Here is a 15,562-nt window from a genome sequence, read left to right as displayed (position 1 = left end):
AGTTGAAACGGGTTTTGTTTTATTTTTTGTAAACTACAGGTAAGATTTCGTTATGTCTTAATCCGTATTTTTTTATTTCTTCTTCAGAGAATTTCTGTGAATAGAAGTTCTGTTCTATTTCGAAGCCTGCTTTTTTTAGGCGGTCAAAATAATCCATTCCATACCAGCGAACATGATCGTACTGTCCGAAATGTTTCTGACGTTCTTTAGGATCTTTAATGGTAAAATCTTCATAGGTTTTCTCCAATGAATTTTTCATCGGAACCTGAAGGATTCCCCAACCACCGGGTTTCATTACCCTGTAAAGCTCGTTCATTGCTTTTGCATCGTCTTCAATATGTTCCAGAACATGGTTACAGAAAATGATATCAAAACTGTCATTTTCGAAAGGTAAATCCAGGATATCCGCTTTCACATCCACAATGGGAGAATACAGGTCTGCTGAAATATAATTCAGATTGCTCATTCTCTTGAATTTTCTTAGAAATTCCTGTTCGGGAGCAATATGCAGAACTTTATAATTTTTGATGAAAAAATCAGTTTCGTTCTGAAGATACAGCCACATCTGACGGTGTCTCTCCAAACTTAAGGTTCCCGGAGACAGTGCATTTTCTCTTTGTTTTCCATATCCGTAAGGAAGGAATTTCCTGTAAGATCTTCCATCAATAGGATCATAAAATTCATCTCCTTTGAACAACTGATAAATAAGCGGTCTTGCCCAGATGCTCATTTTAATAAGCATTGGACGCGGAATTTTATTCAGTAAAAGCTTCGTTAACTTTTTCATTAAAAATCCAGTTGGAACTGCTTTTCTTCATCACTTACAATCCCTAAAGCTTCGTATACATAATCAAATGTTGACAGCAGTACCGGCTTACCATTGATCACGGCTACATCATGTTCAAAGTGAGCAGATGGCATGTTATCTAAAGTCGTTACTGTCCAGCCGTCGTTATGGAACTTCACTTTTTCAGTTCCCATATTAACCATCGGTTCGATAGCAATTGCTAAACCGTCTTTGATTACTTTTCCGCTTCCCTGTCTTCCGTAGTTTGGAACTTGTGGATCTTCGTGCATTTTTCTTCCCAATCCGTGTCCTACAAGCTCTTTTACCACTCCATATCCTTCTTTTTCACAATGTGTCTGGATAGCATGGGAGATATCTCCTATTCTTTTTCCTCTTACACACTGCTCAATTCCTTTGTATAGAGATTCTTTGGTAACCTGTAGTAATTTTTTAACCTCAGGTTTCACTTCCCCGATTTCAAATGTATAGGCATGATCTCCTACGAAACCGTTCAGAATAACTCCACAATCTACAGAAAGAACATCTCCTTCTTTTATGACGTCATTATTTGGAAAACCATGAACTACCTGCTCATTCGGAGAAATACAAAGAGAGTTTGGAAACCCTCCATAACCTAAGAATGCAGGTTCAGCACCATGATCTTTGATAAAATCATGAGCCAGTTTATCTAAATATAAGGTTGTAATCCCCGGTTTAATTTCTTTTGCCAACATTCCCAATGTTTTAGAAACCAGTCGGGCACTCTCCTTCATCAGACGTAATTCGTCTATCGTTTTTAATTGAATCATTGTATTAATTTACCAATGTATTAATGTATCAGTGTAACAATATTGATTGATAAATTGGTACACTGTTAAATTGTTATTTTTCTACCAGAAAAGTCCTTTTTTCTTTTCTTTTTTAAGTTTTGAATAGGCAAGAACTTCTTTCCCTTCTACGCGGAATTCTATTCTCTCCTGAATAATGTTGTAGATCTCACCCCATCCTGGGAATCCACCAAGGTTTCTGTCATCAATAAACCAATCTGCATCTAATTTTCTGGATTGAGTTTCGGAATCAAAAACTTCTCCTTCAAAGCTTGAATTCACTGCATAAAACTCTACCCCGTTTTTCTGGCAGAATTCTACTGCTTCATCTAAAGCTCTTCCGTGTCTGTATGTCCAAAGAATAAGTCTGAAACCTTCAGCCTGAAGTCTTTTCAATGTTTCGAAAGCAAAAGTTTTTGGTTTCCCAATTGCCGGGTAAGCGTCATCAACAATAGTTCCGTCAAAGTCAACAGCAATCTTTTTATTATTTAACATTTTGTTCTTTTTTTAGCTTTGCAAAGATAAGAAATAAAAAGAGTGCCCAAAAGAAAGGCACTCAATAACTTTTATATTTTAAAGAATAATATAGATTCTTACTAACTTTTTACCCAGCTAAACTGAAACTGAAGATCCGGAGTAGAGACTCTGTCTGTGATCTTCTGAAGTCTTGCAGGAAGCTTCATCAGGTATTCCTGAGCTTTTTCTGCTTTTTCTGTAAGTCCTTTTACGTGCTCAATTTTCCATTCATCTAAAAGGTCTTTCATAATATTGATATAATCATTACCTGTATACACCATACATCTTTGGGCAGCATCTGAGAAATGTCCCCAAAGTTCTCCTGCTTTTTGTCCGGACTGTCTCATCAAGTGAGCAGGCATTACAATTTTCTTACGCATCATATCTTCGAATGCCAGAATCATTTCTGAAGGGTCTACTTCAAGAATTTTCGCTACGAAGTGTTTGTATGCTTTAGCGTGTCTTGCTTCGTCTGCAGCAATTACCCCACACATTTTTGCTAATTTCCCGTTTCCGGATTGTTTTGCCAATGTACCTACTCTTCTGTGAGAAATATTAGTAGCTGTTTCCTGGAAACTTGTATAAATGAAGTTTCTGTACGGATCCATACTTGTCCCTAAATCGAAGCCATCATTAATAAGATATTGAGTGGTGATTTCCACTTCTCTCATGTTTACTCTTCCACACAGATAAAGATATTTGTTTAATAAATCTCCGTGTCTGTTTTCCTCAGCAGTCCATGCTCTTACCCAATTCGCCCAGCCTACTTTTTCTTCCTGATTGATACCGTCAACTCCCATCAACCAAGACTCATAAGAAGGAAGTGCTTCTTCTGTAATACAGTCGCCAATCAATGTTACAAAAAGATCGTAAGGCATTTCACGGGCAAAAGTCTGAATTTCTTCTAAGTCATGTTTAAAATCATCGCTTGAAGGATCTGGTAAATAATCGGAAGGCTGCCATATTTTTTCAATTGGCGTTAAAAATTTATCAAGAAAAGAACCTACTTCCTTTTCCAATAATCCCATTACTTCTTTCCTAACAAGCTTTTGATACATTTTACTATTCAGTTTTAATTTACAAAGATATGATTTATTTGTTATTTAACGCATAATAAAGTATGCAACTCATACTTTATCTGACATAAATCATAAAAAAAATGCCGCAGCAAAAGCATAACGGCATTTTTTTAACAATATTGTTGAATTTTAATTAACTAAAACTTCTCCAGTCATTGCATCTGGTATTTCAACCCCCATTACTTTAAGGATTGTAGGGGCTACATCGCCCAGTTTTCCTGGTTTTAAATTCCATGTATGATCTTTATCCATTACGATAAAAGGAACCAAATTCGTTGAGTGCTGTGTATTAGGTGTACCGTCCGGATTCATCATTACATCTGAATTTCCGTGGTCTGCAAGAATGAAGACAGCATATCCGTTTTCATAAGCAGCGGTTGCTACTTTTTCGATGCACTGATCTACCACCTCAGCGGCTTTTACAGCAGCTTCAAAAACTCCTGTGTGCCCTACCATGTCTGTATTGGCAAAATTTAAACAAACAAAATCAGCAGTTCCGCTTTCCAGTTCCGGTACGATAGCGTTGGTAATATCATAGGCTGACATCTCCGGCTTCAGATCGTAGGTAGGAACGTCTTTCGGGCTTGGGCAAAGTAATCTTCTTTCGCCTTTAAACTCCTCCTCTCTCCCTCCTGAGAAGAAGAAAGTCACGTGTGGATATTTTTCTGTTTCTGCTATTCTGATCTGGGTTTTTCCATTCTTTTCAAGAATTTCACCCATAGTTTCCGTGAGTACATTTTCATCAAAAACTACCTGTACATTCTGGAATGTTTTATCATAGTTCGTTAATGTGATATAATAAAGGTTCAGCTTTTTCATATCATATTCAGGGAAGTCCTTCTGAGAAAGCACTTCTGTAATCTCTCTACCTCTGTCTGTACGGAAGTTGAAGCAGATTACTACGTCATTATCAATGATTTTTGCCACCGGTACTATATTTCCAGTAGCAGTAGTATTCATTAAAATGATTGGCTTAAGGAATTCATCGGTAACGTTGTTATCATAAGAAGCTTTAATAGAAGCCAAAGCATCTGTTGATGGTTCGCCAACTCCTTCTACAAGGGCATCGTAAGCTAATTTTACACGCTCCCATCTTTTATCTCTGTCCATTGCATAATATCTTCCTACCACTGTTGCCAGTTTTCCTGTGGTAGCATCCATATGCTTCTGAAGCTCATCAATAAATCCTAATCCTGAATGCGGATCACAATCTCTGCCATCGGTAAATGCATGAACAAAAACGTTATCATTCAATCCGAATTCTTTTGCAGCAGTTAATAATCCTTTTAAATGATTAATATGGGAATGTACTCCTCCATTGGAAACCAATCCGATAAAGTGTACTTTTTTATTTTCTTTTTTGGCATATTCAAAAGCATCCTGAATTACTTTTTCCTGACCCAGTGTTCCGTTTTCAACGGCCATGTTCAGCTTCACCAGGTTTTGGTATACTACTCTCCCGGCTCCCAGGTTCATGTGTCCTACTTCAGAATTCCCCATCTGTCCGGCTGGTAAACCTACAGCTAGTCCACTTGCTTCAAGCGTAGTATGTGGAAATTTTTGGTAACAGCTGTCTATGAATGGTGTGTTTGCTTTATCTATTGCAGAAACGTCAGGGTTTGTTCCCAATCCCCATCCGTCAAGAATGGCCAGTATTGCTTTTTTTGACATTTTGTAAAACTTTTGTTAGACAAATTTACCTAATTTCCTAGGAATAGAAGAATTTGAAGCCTCGAATTTTATTGATTACTGATGATCAGTCAATTGAACCGTGCCAAGGTTTGAAACCTTGGCACGGGTAAAAATTTGAAATTTCGTAGGTTATTTCAGTTCATTAATCAGTAAATCTTTTTAATTTTGCGGTATGGATTTAAGAGATCAATTGAAAAATCTTTTTCCTGATCATGACGAGCAGGATTTTGAGATGCCTGAAGAGCAGTTCAAGCAGAAGGAACCTTTGGTATGTAAATTTGAGAAGAAAGGAAGAAACGGTAAGCCTGTAACGATTGTTGAAGGCTGGGAAGGAAGTGAAGAGGATCTGAAAACAATCTCAAAGAAAATAAAAACCACCCTGGGTATAGGCGGCTCTGAGAAGGACGGAACGATTATCATTCAAGGGGATAACCGTGATAAAATAATGAATATCCTTAAAGAAATGGGATATAAGACCAAACGTGTTGGCGGATAGATCTAGAAATAGATCTGGGTCTCCGGCAATAAGGTTTTTAAATTTTCAATAGTAGATTTTTCTATAGGATTTCCTGTAAGAATCAATGTTTTCAGATTTTTAAGCTGCTTGATTTCTACAGGAAGGTCTTTCAAATTATTATTGGCCAGATTCATGCTGACGATATTTTTCAACCCTTTTACTTTGGGTGAGATTTCTGTAATATTATTTCCGCTTACATTCAAAAATTCAAGATTTCTTGATTTGAAAAGGTTTTCGGGAAGTTTATTGATAGCGTTCTGCTGTAATTCAAGATATTTTAAATTGTCAGGAAAAGATAAATTACCTAAATCATTGATCTGATTATCTGAAAGGTTCAGGAATTTCAGGTTTTTGATTTGATCCAATCTGTCTGCAATAAAGCTGATTTGGTTTCCCTGAAGGTTAATTTCTTCCAGTGTGGGAATTTCCATAAAGGCTTCCGGAAAAGTATTCAGGTTGTTGGCATCAAAATGCACTGCCTTTAGGTTCTGAAGCTTTGCAAGATTAGGGTTAATACTTGTAAGGCTATTCAGATTCATTGAAAAAGTGGTTAGTTTTTTAAGGTTACCTACCTCATCTGGAATGTATTTAATACTGTTTTCATTGACATTCAAAATTTCTAATTCTTTCAGGGCAAAGAGTTCCTGATCCATTTTCTCAAGCTTATTCGCCATAATATTCAAAAAGAACAGTGAATCCAGCTTGACAATCTGAGGGGGAATATTAAATAATCCCTTCTCTCTGAAACTCATACTATAAACAGTTTTTCTACTCTTTAGAGCATCTTCAATATTGGTAAAAGTGGGATACTTCACCGGATCAATCTGTGCTTTGATCTGAGAAAGTGAGATTATGGAAATGAATAAGAAAAGTTTTTTCATAAAAATAAAAGGTCTGCCAGCAACCGAGGCTGCCGACAGACAAGAATTATAAATAATTTATTTCTTTAAAAGTTTAACTGTTTTCTGGAAACCTCCTTCAGCTTCAATATTTAAAACTAAAACTCGGGATCCTTCCAACTGTTGTGTAAAATCAATATCCAAAACTTTGTTGGTTCCATTGAATTTCTTTGTATAAACGATTTTCCCGTCCATACTGTAAGCCGTCACAGAAATATCTTTCAATCCTTTTGGTGAATTGATTTTCACGATTCCTGAAGTTGGGTTAGGAGCTACTGTTACTGTATTTTCTGCAGTATGGTTTTCAATAGTTCCTAAAGAACCTTCAATTCCTAAGTTATTTTTAAGGGCAATTACGATCGTTGCAGATTTTCCTTTATAATCGATGGTATTCCCTGTTGCATCCACATCTGTAGAAATTGTTGAATCCGGATGTTGAATAGAGAAGAAACCAAATTTGTGATCAGGCGTGAATGTAAGACCTGTAGGTTCTGAACCAGCCGGCATAGAAGCAAATAATCTTACTTTAGGATTAGCCTGTGTATGATCCGGAGCAATTACCCAGATATAGTTTTTTCCTCCATCCTGAAGTACCCAAAGGTTTCCAAGTTCATCAAAAGTAAGGTTATCATTACCATCTCCCCAAGCTTCAGATTTCATTCCCTGAGCGGTATTGAAAGAATATACGGAAGAACCTCCTCCTACAAATGTTTCTACCTGAGAAGCTGTAGTTCCGTTATCCTGAAGACGGTATACTCTGTCTAATCCTTTGGCTGTAAAATAGATTTTCCCATCCAGCGGGCTGATGTCAACGTCTTCTACTCCGTTGAATTTTGTTCCTCCTACAGATAAAGCATTATTATTGGTATTGTTCTGATCGGCTTTTTCTTTATTAGGAACCTGAACCCATGTTGCTGTAGTTCCTACCGGATCTCCTGCGGCAGTTAATCCCTGGTCTAATTTCAGAACATACAGATTTCCTGAAGAAAGATCATTGGGAGTATCCATTACATATTTGTACACCATATGAGTACCTCCATCTTCCCCGTAGTAAGCCACAGTTCCCGCATTATTGATCACTACGTTTTCATGGTTCATGATCCCCATCTGCCAAAGCTTACCTTTTGTTCCGTTAGGGTTTTTAGATATAACCTGAGCAGTAGCCGGGTCTATTTCTACCAACCAACCATAATCTTTATATCCGTCAGCATTCACATCATTAGAAGTTACAGATTCTTCTGCTGTAACAATGGTTCCCCAAGGGGTAACTCCTCCTGAACAGTTTCTGATGGTTTGTACTAAACTTGGATCTGAAAAACTTACCGCTCTTGATTTTGTCAGCTGCCAAAGTTTTGAAGTCGCGTTATAGTTGATTTCCGCCATGGTAACTCCTCCAGGATTCGTTTCATGGTTTACAGAAAGATATCCATTGGTGCTGCTTCCTGCTTTTGCAACATACCCTGTAAAGTCATTCTGGCCTCCTACAAATCCTCCACCTTCGGTATAGCTATCACCTTCTTTTAAAATAAGCTGATATTTATGTTCAGCAGGGATAATCAGTTTATTTGTCTGTGCTGTAGGTACAATTGAAGTAAAGCAACTGATGTGTGTTCCGTTACAAGTGACAGGTGTCGTTGTATTAGTGGTTGTTTTCAGATAAGCATCAATTCTTAAATCTGAACTGGTGGTACTTCTGTTATGCAATTCAACAGAAATTCTATTGACACCGTTTACAAATTTTGATTTTGGAATGGAAAAAATATTATAAACATTTTCTGCAGCTCCATCAATAGTTGTGGTTGAAAAAGTATTGAATGTAACAGTACCTGCAGGCATATTGTCTCTTACAACTTCTTCTCCGTTAAGATATACAATGATACCGTCATCTCTCATTACACCAAGCTCCATATTGTCAGAAAGTGTAGAAAGATCCACTGTAAAATCTTTAGCAAAATAAGCTGTAGTAAGCCCTGAATTGATTGTTGTTGTTACAGGATCTCCATATCCTAATGGACCATTTCCAGCTGCCCATGTTGAAATGTCATAAGTTTGAGCATTCCATCCTGCCGGCTGAGCCTGATTGTTATCTTTATAGCTCCACGACGCATTCTTATTAAATATGAACGTCTGTGCATGGATGCCAGAACTGGCCAGTAAAGCCAAAGCTCCCATTCTTAGTAGTTTTCTCTTCATTTTTATTTGATTTATTAGACGTTGCAAAACTATTTTATTAGAGCTTTTATCCTGTTAATAGGACTTTAAATATAAATCCCCTAATATTAACTTATCAAAAACGTAATGTTAAGGGGATTAATTTTGTGTTAAATGATGCGGAGTGCGGGGTTGTAGGGTTTGAGTGTGAGAGGGTTTTAGAGTGAGAGTGTTGAAGTTGCGCGGTACAAGGTTGAAGTAGGATGCGAGGTGAGATATGAGGAGATAATTATGGTACGAGGTTCGGGATACGGAATTTGCGCGGAAATTATGAGTAAAAAAATTGTTTAAAAGTTATACATGAAATAAAAGTTATTCATCCCCACTTTCAAAACTATTCATGATATACCCCAAATCTCCTCCCTATCACTCTCAAACACTCTAACCCCGCAACTCGAAACTCGAAACTCGCAACCAGAATTTCTACACTTTCACTCTAAAACTCTCCCACACTCGAACACTCCTATTTCACTTTACTCACATCCGTAAGAGCATTCAGAAAGGCTATAATCTGTTTGATTTCTGTTTCGGTAAGGTTTAATTTATCCGGTGCTAAGGTTTGATTTTTCATTTTCAATCCTAATCCTTCTCCCCCACCTTCGTTATAAAAATCCAGTACTTCTTCCAGCGTATTGAAAGCTCCGTTATGGAAATAAGGTTTCGTAATAGCAATATTTCTAACGGTTACTGTTTTGAAAGAGTAATCATAAATCCATGATTTCTCCTTTTTTACAGGGCTGTTTCCTCTTCCTAAATCCTGATCAAGTTCTACAGGAAGCTGTTTGATCGGCTTCGTGGTAATTCCCAACACTTCGGATTCATTTTCATTAAAAAATGGCGGTACCAATCCGGAAAAATGAGGGGCAAAATGGCAGGTTGCACAATTGGCTTTTCCCATAAACAGGTTGAAGCCTTTCTTCACATCATCAGAAACATTTTTTTCATTCCTCATAAAACGGTCGAAATCACTGTCAAATGAGTATAGTGAAGCCACATAAGAGCTTAATGCTTTCGAAAAATTTTCTTTACTGATTTTTCCGTCCTTAAAGGCATTTCGGAACGCTTTTTTATACTCAGGTTTTGTTTTTAGTTTCTGAATAATGCTTTCATAGCTTGTATTGAATTCCTGTTCATTATAAATGACGTGCTCCACCTGCTGTTCAAGATAGAATGCACGAAGGTCATAAAAAAATCTCTTGGCAAAAACAGCATTATATAAAGATGGAGAATTTCTCAAAACTGTTTTCCCCTCCACATTGCTTTGTGATTTTGCTTTAAGATCTGTAAAAGCATTTTCCTGAAGGTGGCATGTCGCACAGCTCATTTTTCCGTTACCACTTAAGTTCTGATCATAGAAAATTGATTTTCCAAGATTTCTGAGATTCGGATTATCTTCTGAAGATTTTAATAAAGTATAAAAATAGGGATCTAAAAAATCACTGCTAAAAAAGTTTTTGTTACCAACGTTCCATCCTGAAAACTCTTTAAGATCATCCGGTCTTCCATCCCATTTTCCCAATTCTTCGTACAATGGCTGTATATATTTTTTGTAAAACTCAATTCTGTCGAAAGTTTCAAAATCTGTATTTATTGAAAGATAGCTGATAGCTTCTGTTAAAGTCTGGTCAGCTTTCTGAATATTATAGTTTTTAAAATAAGGATCATCATTGATGTATTTCTGCATTCCCGCAAGAGTATGGCTTGTTTCCTCAGAAATATTCAGTGAACCTGGGGTATCAAAACCAGAAACACCAAGGGAGTAGATCCGGATTAATTCTATACGTAAAGGCAGTGTTTTGTTGTTTCCTTTGCTCAATCCATTTTTTAAAGCACTTAAATAAAACCCGGAATAGCTATTGTATAAAAAGGTGGTAATCGTTTTGATCTTTTCTTTCTCATTTTCTGCTTCGTCTGAGAATATAAGCTCATCCAGCACCTGCAATCCTTCGGGAGGAAGTGTATAGGAAGATGTACCCGCAGCTTCAATATGAAACAGAGGGGCTGCATTAAGATGGGTTTTGGTAAATTCAGGGTAATGGTAAGCAACATAAAACTCTATTTCTTTGAATGAATTTCTTGTACTGCTCAGAGATTTTTGTAATTCTGCCAGGGAAATACGGTCTTCTGAGAACTTATCAACAGCTGATTTCAGCTGTTCAAGCTTATTTTTAAAGTCGGACAAGCCTTTATTAACAAATGTATTTTCGCTTTCTTTTCCTTTATAAACAGGATTAAAAGACATTACTGCAAATCCTATCAGAAGGACAATTACAAGCAGTGGATAAGATCTCATGAATTTTTAGCGGCAAAAGTATTCATCCGATGTTATCTCAGTTTTAATAGCAGATTAAATAATGTTTATATTTCTGATATCATATTTTTCACTAATTTTAAACCCCGAAATCAAATTCATTATTCTAAAGAAAGCGGTTCTTCGAAATACCGGAAAAATAATGGCGGGAGATTATTGGGAGAGGATTTTTTTAAATTGAATTCAACACATCAAAAAAACTAAAATAAAATTATGAAAACAAAACTATGGTTTGCTGTTGCGGCAAGTTTTCTTTCTATGACGGTATTTTCGCAGAAAAAGAAGCAACCGGAAAAACCATCCGGAAAGCAGCAGGAAATGGCTGTATATGCCGAGAAAAGAGGCTCTGATTATTATTTGGTCCGCTTGGAAAAGGATAAAAATATTCCCAATGTTTATGTATATTCCAACGGGGTTACCAAGCCTTATAAAAACTATACAGATCTGAAGGATATTGTTGTAGAATTCCCGGGAATGATGACTTCCAATAATTCTACCAAAGAAGAACTGATTTCTATTCTTAAAAAAGATGATCATTTCTACGAAATTACTTCACAGAGGAAAGATCCTAAAAATATTGAAAAAACTGTCGTTACCGTATATGAAGTAATGAATGGTCAGAAGAGAATTGTAGAAGAATACAATGACATCTATGAGGTTATGGCATCTCCTTATAAAGAGGCTATTATGATTAATTAAAAAACAAAAAATATACAGATTATGCTAAACAAACTTGCTGCCTCAGAACTTGTTCTGAATGAAGACGGAAGTGTATACCACCTGAATCTTCTCCCTGAAGATATTGCTGACAAAATCATCCTTGTAGGTGATCCTGACAGAGTGGCAAAAGTTTCAAAATATTTTGATACCGTAGAGATCAAAAAAAATAAAAGAGAATTCTATACGCATACAGGAACCCTTCGCGGAGAAAGAATCACTGTAATGTCAACCGGTATCGGAACGGAAAACATCGATATCGTTATGAACGAACTGGATGCTTTGGTGAATATTGATCTTAAAAACAAAGAGTTTAAGACTGAGCACAAAGCCCTTGAACTATTCCGTATGGGAACTTGCGGAAGTGTAAACCCGGATGTACAGGTAGACAACATGTTGGTTACCCAGAACGTTGTAGGTTTAGACGGATTGATGCATTTCTATCAGGATTACAATTTCGAAAATGAATTTTCTAAAAGCTTCTTAGAAAAATTCCCTTATGAAAAAATCAAGCCTATGCTTTATTTCTCAGACTGGGCAGCAGAAATGGGTGACTATTATAAAGATGCCAAATACCACGGAAATACAGCAACATTCCCAGGATTCTATGCTCCACAGGGAAGACAGCTTCGATTAAAAGCAGTAGATGACAAATTCTTAGAAACCTTGAATGATCTTGGAATCACCAATTTTGAGATGGAAACCTCTGCGATCTATGCCCTTTCAAAATTATTAGGACACAAAGCTATTACCGTGAATAACGTTATTGCCAACAGAAGACGTGGAGAATTCTCCGCAGACCACCATGCTTCTGAGAAAAACCTGATTGAGTGGGTATTGGAAAGAATTATTAAGTAATTATTTTTTTACATACAGATAAAAACCTCCGGAATAGTTTCCGGAGATTTTTTTATTACAAGTGAAATATCTTGGGATCCGGATACTGAAATACATATTTCAGCTCTGAAACCAGCTTTGAAGATAATACTTTCTTACCCTTCACTTCAAATTCTTTATTATCTGCTATATTTTTCTGTGCATTAATCACCTGGCTTTTTGCCGGATGAACCGGCGCGGTTACATTGTATAATTTTGATTCAGTTTTTCTTTCAATCATTTCTAAGATAATACCACTGATATCAGCGTAATGAATATGGTTGACAGCGTGATCCAGATTACTCACCTTATAGTTTTTCAGAAGCCTGTTGCCTCCCATGAGACCGCCAAGTCTTAAAATATTTAGCTGAGGATATTTATTTCTCAGCATTCTTTCGCCAGATACTTTTTCCAAAGGAACGTCTTCTTCTGTAAATTCCTGAGGAAGATCGGGATAAACCCCTGTAGAGCTCATCAGGAACATCTGTCCTTTAAAAGCTCCTATAAAAGCTGATAAATTTTGAATTCTGTTGTATAAAGAACTTACACAACAGCTCTTTTCTGAAACCGGAATGGTAATAATTAAGACATCAATATTTTTAATCTCAGACCATTGTGAATAAGCTTCTGTCAACTGATAGTCCGGGAAAGAAGCTATTACAGCATCGATCCCTTTATTATTGAGTTGATCTGCTTTACTTTCCGTTGTAGTTGTTGCCGATATGATATATTTCCCTGAGAAGGAAGAAGCTATTCTCTCCCCCAGCCAGCCATACCCTATAATTCCTATTTTCTTCATATTTTGAAAGAGATATTCATTTTTAATAGTACAAAAATAGCCTATTTACAAGTGTGAAGCATTTTATACAGGAGAAATTTCAATTAAATATATACTTATAATATAGAAGCAAAAAAGGACTCCCAGTCCGGAAGTCCTTCACACCATATCAACTATAATAAAAAACCTATTATTTAAAATTCATTAATCATCACATAAAAATGTCCGGAGTACAAACTATTGGCATTTCCTGAAATATTAGTGAGATTAATTGTAATACTGGAAGCAGAAGTCAACCTTGGATTTGAAATGGAGAATGAGGAATTTCCTATAAAATCTCCTGCCGGAGAAACTATTACTACAGCTTTTGTAGAACCTGGCTGATAACCATTCGGAACCGGAATATCAATAGTGGTAGATTTTCCCGGAGGTAAATTGTTGATGGATATTCCAGGCCATGTTTCAAAACTGATTTGATTTTTCTGCACACTGCCTTTTTCACCCAATTTAAACTGCCCGTTGACATCCAGCTTTGCAGAGATATTCGGAGCACTAGTACTAATCCCTACATTAGCATTATTATCGCCCAAAACAATAGCGTTGGCCTGTGAAGTACTTGCCCCATATCCTACTGCTGTTGAATATTGCCCCAATGCACTAGCACCAGAACCTAAAGCTGTGGAGTTTTGACTATTGGTTACCGCATTATATCCTAAAGCTGTTTCACTATTGGTATTTGTTTTAGCGTTGTATCCTAATGCGATGGATTGAAACCCATCTGCCGAAGAATTATTTCCAACTGCTACTGATTCATTACTGCTGGTCTGCGCATGAAATCCTATTGCTGTAGATCTGAATCCGGCTGCGGTAGTTTTATTACCTACAGCCAAAGCTTCATTTCCGGATACCGTTGTGGCACTTCCAATAGCTATTCCCATAAATGCTGAATTGGCACTTCCAATGGCAACACCGTTCTGTCCTGCATTGGAGCCTGTTCCAAAGCTTACAGAATTATCAACCCCCAATCTGCCGGCTGTTAACGCGTTTACTTTAAAAATGAGATCATCATATGTTTTTGTTCCTAAAGCAAGGGTTGTATTGGCTCCGCCATAGTTTCCGACATTGGTTCCTGTAAGATTCCAGTTGTTTCCATCCTCTATTTTTGTGGGAGTACCGCCGTTTGCCAGAATTTTATTCCATTTAGATTCAAACCAATAATAAAATCCAATTTCAATGAGTGTGGAAGTTCCGTTATTCCATACGATAAGTCCGTCTGCGGGTGAAGGTACAGTAACATTATCTGTTGTAGATGCTAAAGCCACGCTTGGAAGCAGTACTCCCTTATGACTGGCATTGATATGAAGCATTGCTGAAGGTGCAGGATTCGGAGTACCTATCCCAACCTGAGCACTTATAAAACAAGTAAAGAATAATAAAAGAATAATGTAGTGTAGTTTATAGTTTTTTTGCATTCCTGTAATTTTAGGAGGTGCAAATATACGATTTTTTAACAATTTATTAATAAAACACCAATATTATTGAAAAAACAATAATTAAAAACACATTATAGTGATTAAAACAACACTTAATCACAAAACAATGAAAAATGTTTAAATATCAAGCATTTATTAAACAGTGCATTCATTGGACTTTGCAGATATCTCTAATTTTCTGCTTAACTTTTTTAATTATATAATTAACAATAAACTTCACCAAATTTTGAATAAAAAACAACTATTTTTTTCTGGTAAAACAGTCTTTTAAGTGGTCATTTACCATTCCGGTCGCCTGCATATGGGCATAAATTACCGTAGACCCAACAAATTTGAAGCCTCTTTTTTTAAGTTCTTTAGAAATAAGATCTGAAATTTCTGTAGTAGCAGGAACAGCAGACAATGATTCCGGGCTGCTATCAATCGGTTTGCCACCTATAAAGTTCCATATGTATTGGGAAAAGCTACCAAACTCCTTTTGAATTTCCATAAATTTTTGTGCATTGGTGACCGCCGCCAGAATTTTCAGTCTGTTTCTTATAATTCCAGGATTGTTCATCAATTCTTCGATTTTCTCAGGTGCATAGCCCGCAACTTTTTTATAATCAAAATGATCAAAAGCTTTTCTGAAGTTTTCTCTTTTAGACAAAATAGTATACCAGCTCAGTCCGGCCTGAAAACTTTCCAGAATAAGGAATTCAAATATCGTTTCATCATCATATACAGGCCTTCCCCACTCTTCATCATGATACTTTCTGTAGAGATCATCTTTCTCGCACCATCCGCACCGAATTTTTTCCATAATTATCAAATTTTGTATATTAAAGATACTACCGATTTGGAAAAAGATAACAAAATA

The 15,562-nt window shown here is 36.6% G+C and carries 14 protein-coding genes; 3 read left to right on the top strand and 11 right to left on the bottom strand.

Translation table 11 applies throughout. The annotated features are described in order from the left end of the window. Positions 1–19 precede the first annotated feature (19 nt). From CQ046_RS17075 to gpmI, 5 genes are all read right to left on the bottom strand, one after another. Entirely contained in the window at positions 20–787 is a 768-nt protein-coding gene (locus CQ046_RS17075; protein WP_105703441.1) for a class I SAM-dependent methyltransferase, read from the bottom strand. Beyond that, entirely contained in the window at positions 787–1,596 is an 810-nt protein-coding gene (gene map, locus CQ046_RS17070; RefSeq protein WP_105703440.1) for a type I methionyl aminopeptidase, read from the bottom strand. Before map ends, CQ046_RS17075 begins: the two co-directional genes overlap by 1 nt. 81 nt (positions 1,597–1,677) lie before the next feature. Then, positions 1,678–2,109 carry a BT0820 family HAD-type phosphatase gene (locus CQ046_RS17065; RefSeq protein ID WP_105703439.1) on the bottom strand — a complete coding sequence of 144 codons (432 nt, stop codon included), beginning with the start codon at positions 2,107–2,109 and terminating at the stop codon, positions 1,678–1,680. Between the two features lie 101 nt (positions 2,110–2,210). Then, positions 2,211–3,188 carry an acyl-ACP desaturase gene (locus CQ046_RS17060; protein WP_105703438.1) on the bottom strand — a complete coding sequence of 326 codons (978 nt, stop codon included), beginning with the start codon at positions 3,186–3,188 and terminating at the stop codon, positions 2,211–2,213. 150 nt (positions 3,189–3,338) lie between these two features. Continuing rightward, positions 3,339–4,880: a 2,3-bisphosphoglycerate-independent phosphoglycerate mutase gene (gpmI, locus tag CQ046_RS17055; protein ID WP_105703437.1), complete on the bottom strand. Its 1,542-nt coding sequence runs from the start codon at positions 4,878–4,880 to the stop codon at positions 3,339–3,341. Positions 4,881–5,073: 193 nt separating this feature from the next. Here gpmI and CQ046_RS17050 point away from each other — a divergent pair, with 193 nt between their 5' ends. Further along, a complete protein-coding gene (locus CQ046_RS17050; protein WP_105703436.1) occupies positions 5,074–5,397 on the top strand; it encodes a translation initiation factor in 324 nt (107 codons plus the stop codon). A gap of 2 nt (positions 5,398–5,399) precedes the next feature. On the opposite strand, the gene CQ046_RS17045 is transcribed toward CQ046_RS17050, so the two are convergent. From CQ046_RS17045 to CQ046_RS17035, 3 genes are all read right to left on the bottom strand, one after another. After that, the gene (locus tag CQ046_RS17045) at positions 5,400–6,299 is read right to left on the bottom strand and encodes a leucine-rich repeat domain-containing protein (protein ID WP_105703435.1); all 900 of its coding nucleotides are present in this window, start codon (positions 6,297–6,299) and stop codon (positions 5,400–5,402) included. A 57-nt stretch (positions 6,300–6,356) separates the two neighbouring features. Beyond that, positions 6,357–8,510 carry an alkaline phosphatase PhoX gene (locus CQ046_RS17040; protein WP_105703434.1) on the bottom strand — a complete coding sequence of 718 codons (2,154 nt, stop codon included), beginning with the start codon at positions 8,508–8,510 and terminating at the stop codon, positions 6,357–6,359. Between the two features lie 481 nt (positions 8,511–8,991). Continuing rightward, a complete protein-coding gene (locus CQ046_RS17035) occupies positions 8,992–10,821 on the bottom strand; it encodes a cytochrome-c peroxidase (protein WP_105703433.1) in 1,830 nt (609 codons plus the stop codon). A gap of 231 nt (positions 10,822–11,052) precedes the next feature. On the opposite strand from CQ046_RS17035, the gene CQ046_RS17030 reads away from it, so the two are divergent. Both CQ046_RS17030 and CQ046_RS17025 read left to right on the top strand, forming a co-directional pair. Further along, positions 11,053–11,538, top strand: a complete 486-nt coding sequence (locus CQ046_RS17030) for a hypothetical protein (protein ID WP_105703432.1) — start codon at positions 11,053–11,055, stop codon at positions 11,536–11,538. A gap of 21 nt (positions 11,539–11,559) precedes the next feature. Continuing rightward, complete coding sequence (locus tag CQ046_RS17025) at positions 11,560–12,414, top strand: nucleoside phosphorylase (protein ID WP_105703431.1); 855 nt, start codon at positions 11,560–11,562, stop codon at positions 12,412–12,414. Positions 12,415–12,469: 55 nt separating this feature from the next. Here CQ046_RS17025 and CQ046_RS17020 read toward each other — a convergent pair whose 3' ends face one another. The 3 genes from CQ046_RS17020 to CQ046_RS17010 all read right to left on the bottom strand — a co-directional run bounded on the left by CQ046_RS17020 (position 12,470) and on the right by CQ046_RS17010 (position 15,505). Beyond that, a complete protein-coding gene (locus CQ046_RS17020; RefSeq protein WP_105703430.1) occupies positions 12,470–13,231 on the bottom strand; it encodes a hypothetical protein in 762 nt (253 codons plus the stop codon). Positions 13,232–13,404: 173 nt separating this feature from the next. Beyond that, positions 13,405–14,682: a hypothetical protein gene (locus CQ046_RS17015; protein ID WP_105703429.1), complete on the bottom strand. Its 1,278-nt coding sequence runs from the start codon at positions 14,680–14,682 to the stop codon at positions 13,405–13,407. 262 nt (positions 14,683–14,944) lie between these two features. After that, a complete protein-coding gene (locus CQ046_RS17010; RefSeq protein WP_105703428.1) occupies positions 14,945–15,505 on the bottom strand; it encodes a DNA-3-methyladenine glycosylase I in 561 nt (186 codons plus the stop codon). Between the last annotated feature and the right edge of the window lie 57 nt (positions 15,506–15,562).

The sequence above is a fragment of the Chryseobacterium sp. MYb7 genome, from assembly GCF_002979455.1.
Classification (GTDB): Bacteria; Bacteroidota; Bacteroidia; order Flavobacteriales; family Weeksellaceae; genus Chryseobacterium.
The sequence above is the reverse complement of the archived record's forward strand: the minus strand, read 5'-3'. Positions and strand labels throughout refer to the sequence as shown.